This window comes from Hungatella hathewayi WAL-18680, from assembly GCF_000235505.1.
Classification (GTDB): domain Bacteria; phylum Bacillota; class Clostridia; order Lachnospirales; family Lachnospiraceae; genus Hungatella_A; species Hungatella_A hathewayi_A.
On sequence record NZ_JH379027.1, the window covers coordinates 1,990,871 to 1,993,800 of the forward strand.

Below are 2,930 nucleotides of genomic sequence, written 5' to 3' on the forward strand. Positions count from 1 at the left end.
AACAGGAACCGCCTACACCGGAACTTCCGGGGCGCCACTTCCCTGGATTCCTATCAGTAATTACAGCGGAGCTTTTGGCGTCAAGAATACGGAGATATACGAATTGAGCGGATTACATATAGGCACAACGGCTTCTTCCGTCAATGCCGGCCTGTTTGACACCGTGAGCGGAACCGTGGCGAGAACGGCGGTGATAAAATCCACCCTGACATCGTCAGGAGGAAAGCAGGGGGCAATTACCGGCGTTTTGAATGGTGGAACCATCTACCAGTGTTACAGCCGGGAAAATGTGGGTAGCGGAGCCAGCTATGCCGGAGGAATCGCCGGCCAGATGACCGGAGCCGCTTCCGAAATCCGCGACTGTTATACGTTAAAGCCCCAGCTGTCTGCATCCGGCAGCGGTTCCGCAGCCGGCGGAATCGCAGGAGACGGGAGCAGCGGGAAAATCCAGAACTGCTACAATGCCCTTCTGAGCGGAGGAACCATCACGGCCGGCGGACGGGCAGGAAGTATTGCCGGAAATGCCGGAACCGGGAATCTTGTGCGGTGTTACAGCGATACCAGCTTATCCGACAGCAGCCAGGTGACCCGCTTTGACACAACTGCGGATGCCAAACGGCAGGAGCAGACTGCTGAATTGAATAACTATGGCGGAAGCGCACGAGTCGGAGCAGACAGGGTTTGGTATACCAGTCTGAACAGTGAGAGCACGGCCGGATATCCTACCTTTGTGGCTCCGAAAACCGTGTCTGTGGAGTTTGCTTCAGATACCCCGGAAGGCGGGAGCACCGTAAATTTGAAGGACAGTCTGTCAATTCCGGATATGAAGCTCCGCTCCTTCGGTCCGTCAGACAGTAACTTTACACCTGGAAGCACGGGGGCGGCGGGGAATTCATTTTCATTGTCTGCCTTTGCCGATATCACCGGAGCAAACAGCAATTATCACAAATATGGCTACACAAACGCCAATACCTATCTGGGCTTCCGGGCAGGAGGGACCGATTTGAAAGGTCTGGCGTCCTCGCTTGCCAGTCCGGCGGCGTCCCTCCAGACGGTCAGCAGCATCAGCCTGGGACGGGCGGCTGCCTGCACGAAACCGGAGGACCGTTACGTCCTGCTGGAGGGCGCATCCGGAACGCAGCGGTACGAGATACAGATAACCGTTAAGGGAGTCACGTCCAAGACCCTGAGTGTGGTGATGCCCGTCAAGGTGACCATGGCAAAGCTGACACCGGATGGAAGAGCGCATAAAGATTACAGCCTGGATTTAAAAATCACCAATAAAAACGGATATCCCATAGACGGAAAGATTCTGAAGGCAGTGTCAAAGTCCGGATACACAAAACTGACTTCGGTGCTTCCAAGCATTTCCCTTCCGTCCACCGGGAATATCACCGATGCATCCGGGGGAGTAAGGCTGGCGATCACGGATGTGCAGGGAGCATCCCCCGCCCTTGTAGGCTCCCGGTATTACGACGAAGCCGGAGCCGCCGCCGGAACCGCATGGATGGAATACCGTCTGAAAAACGGAGGAAGTCTGCCCTATCGTTATGCAATGGAGTACAACGGTCTGCATTTCGGAACGGAGGCCCAGTTTTCCTATGATATCCATTACTGGTTCGGCATATCAAAGGATGATTACACAGCAGCGGCCCAGGCCGTGGTTCCATAGGCGGTGATGAAGGATGGAGAAAAAAAACCGAAAACATTTGGAAAACCAGACCAGTCAGGCCAAGCAGACCAGCCAGGCCGAACAGTCAAGTCAGACCGGGCAGGCCAGTCAGAAGCGGCAGGGGCGCGCAAGGCGGCGGGTTCACAGGCGGTTATGGTATCTGTGTCTTGCCTGCGCAGGAGGACTGGCTATTGTCCTGCTGGGCGCCAGCGTCTGCATGGACTGGGACAGCCTGCGGTCCCAGGTTCGGGCACAGATTGACATCCAGCCGGACCAGAACGCCAAAAGCGGAACCCTTCATGCCGGAGAGATGCAGGAGATAGCCGCAGGCGATTTCTGGGTGGTGATGAACCAGCTTCCAACCCTGGAGGAAGGGAGCATTTCATGCAACATCGAATACGAGAACCCGGAGTCCAACCATTACAGCGCGCGAGTCAGCCTGTATTTAAAGGAGGACGGGAAGCTGCTTGGCAGCACCAGACGCGTCGATCCGGGCAGCTATGTGGAGAGCATTTCCCTGGAACGGGAGCTGGCTCCCGGCGAGCACCCGGTCACGGTGAGACTGGAACTGTTTGAAAAGAAAACCCCGGTGGCAGAGATGTCCATAGACATCACCCTGCGGGTAAAGGGAGGAAGCACATCATGAGAGCAAAACGAAACCGCACCGGCCTGCTGGCGGTATTTCTGTCCCTGGTATTCTGTGTGGCGGTATGCGCCGCGGCGGTCTATTTTGTCCATGCCAATACCCAGGCGGCGGCTGAGACCATGCCCAGCCTTCAGGCCGACGGAAACGTGAAGATGGGCACCATCATTGATCCGGAGGGCCGCCAGAAGGAACTGGACGCCATCGTGGAGGAGGGGATGGTGGCATTTTCCGTAAATGCCACGCCCTTCATGATAAACGGCAGGGGAAAAGCCAACTTATACATTGAAAACCCGCCGGAAAATGGAAACCGCTTTACCGTGACCATCATCCGTGATGACACCGGGGAGGAAATCTACCGCTCAGGATATTTAGACCCGGAGCAGTACATCGACGAGGCAGCGCTTGATGTGGAGCTGGACAAAGGGGAGTATGCGTGTACCGTGAATTTTGACACGTACCGTATCCGTGATAATTCTTACATAGGAAGGGCCGCGGCGCAGATTACGCTGTATGTGCTGGAGTAGAGGTGCGTGTTATGACAGGAGAAAAACGAAAGAGAGAGCCCTGGAGCGGACGCCGCCGCGTGGCAGGATTTCTGATACTGGCCCTGTG

2 protein-coding genes and 1 pseudogene are annotated in these 2,930 nt (G+C 56.0%); all 3 read left to right on the top strand.

The features are described 5' to 3' along the window. A pseudogene (locus HMPREF9473_RS27645) lies at positions 1 to 1,672 on the top strand (hypothetical protein); the annotation flags it as partial. 13 nt (positions 1,673 to 1,685) lie between these two features. Then, entirely contained in the window at positions 1,686 to 2,318 is a 633-nt protein-coding gene (locus HMPREF9473_RS08895; protein WP_006779753.1) for a hypothetical protein, read from the top strand. Next, positions 2,315 to 2,842 carry a hypothetical protein gene (locus HMPREF9473_RS08900; protein ID WP_006779754.1) on the top strand — a complete coding sequence of 176 codons (528 nt, stop codon included), beginning with the start codon at positions 2,315 to 2,317 and terminating at the stop codon, positions 2,840 to 2,842. Before HMPREF9473_RS08895 ends, HMPREF9473_RS08900 begins: the two co-directional genes overlap by 4 nt. Positions 2,843 to 2,930: the final 88 nt, after the last annotated feature.